The 1,258-nt window shown below is 39.9% G+C and carries 1 protein-coding gene and 1 pseudogene; both read right to left on the bottom strand.

Features of this window, described 5'->3' with window-relative positions:
• Nucleotides 1–32: 32 nt before the first annotated feature.
• Nucleotides 33–953 (bottom strand): annotated as a pseudogene (locus DDV96_RS15745) (ISAon1 family transposase); the annotation flags it as partial.
• 55 nt (nucleotides 954–1,008) lie between these two features.
• The coding region (locus DDV96_RS15740) for an ISAon1 family transposase N-terminal region protein (RefSeq protein ID WP_449405531.1) at nucleotides 1,009–1,258 on the bottom strand (250 nt) is incomplete at its 5' end.

The following is a 1,258-nucleotide window of genomic DNA, read 5'->3' as shown; positions in this document are numbered from 1 at the left end:
GGATCAAGAACATTTTCTGGGTTTTTGAGTTTTTAAGCAAATAATTTTTCAAGTCTGTACAGGAAGAATTCAGTTCTTCTTACGCCTCTTAATTGTGCTCTAAATGCTTTAATTTTTGCATTAAAAGATTCTGCCGAGGCATTTGTGCTTCGGTTGGTGAAATAGTTTAGGATGGAGTGGTAATTTAAATAGATACTGTTGGCCACTGTGTTGAAACTTTTAAAACCAGACTCTTCTACTTCTTTGTACCAGTGTGCTAGTTTTGTGAAGGCTATCCCTTTTTCTCTTGTTTGATTGAAGATATTTCTGAGCTTATTTACCAGCTTGTATGCTTTTTCTATTTCAGGATATTCGGTAAATAAGATGGCTGCTCTTTCTTTTTGAGCATTGGTCCACTTGTCTTTTGACTTGTAGAGCAAATACCTGCTTCTGGCCAAGAGTTGTTTTCTACTATCTCCGTTAGGAAGGGGTTTTGGCAGAAAAGCTTTATTGGTGCTCTTTGCTTGCTTTATTTGCTCATTCTCCTGGTCAATGGCTTCCCACCGGTATTTTATTCGAAGTTCTTGCAATGCTTCAATGGCTAGTTTCTGAACGTGGAACCTGTCCGTTACCTGTGTAGCTTTGGGGAAACAGACCTTTGCGATATGCTTCATTGAATGAGCCATATCCAAGGTTATCTCCTGAACTTTATCCCGGATGGACGACGGGAGTTTAAGAAGCCTGTCAATGATTGGCTCTGCACGGGTTCCTTTGAAAATACCTACCAAAGCTCCCTTCTTTCCTTTAGCTTCTTTATTGGTGATTATCGTATAGAGCTCTCCCTGCGATAAAGCGGTCTCGTCAATAGAAAGAAAAGGCCCTATGTTTTGAGGATAGAGCAACCATTTCTTAGCATGGGATTTTTGTTCCCAGTCTTGGTAATGACTTAAGTGGTTTTTGTACTGACGTTGAAGCTTTTTACCTGAAACACCAAAAAACCCTGCTACCTGGTTGCTGTTTAGTGGTGTATTATCGGTCGCCTTCTTTTAAAAAATCAGCGAACTCTTTTGAAAGACGAGTACCCTGTGCAATAATTTCTCCCCAACTCCGGTTTACCTTGATCCATTTCTGATCTAGTAAAACATCCCAGCGTCTTCGCTTCAAGCTTAAGCTTACCAAATTATCTCTGATTGGGTAATCCTCAATTATTCGGGGCTCCATAAAGCCGCTAGCTTTATATTGGTGATTTTTATAGGCTTCGGGGATTTCCTTTTTTTCT

The sequence above is a fragment of the Marixanthomonas spongiae genome (assembly GCF_003095375.1).
Taxonomy (GTDB): Bacteria; Bacteroidota; Bacteroidia; order Flavobacteriales; family Flavobacteriaceae; genus Marixanthomonas; species Marixanthomonas spongiae.
This window is presented reverse-complemented; position numbering and strand designations above follow the sequence as displayed.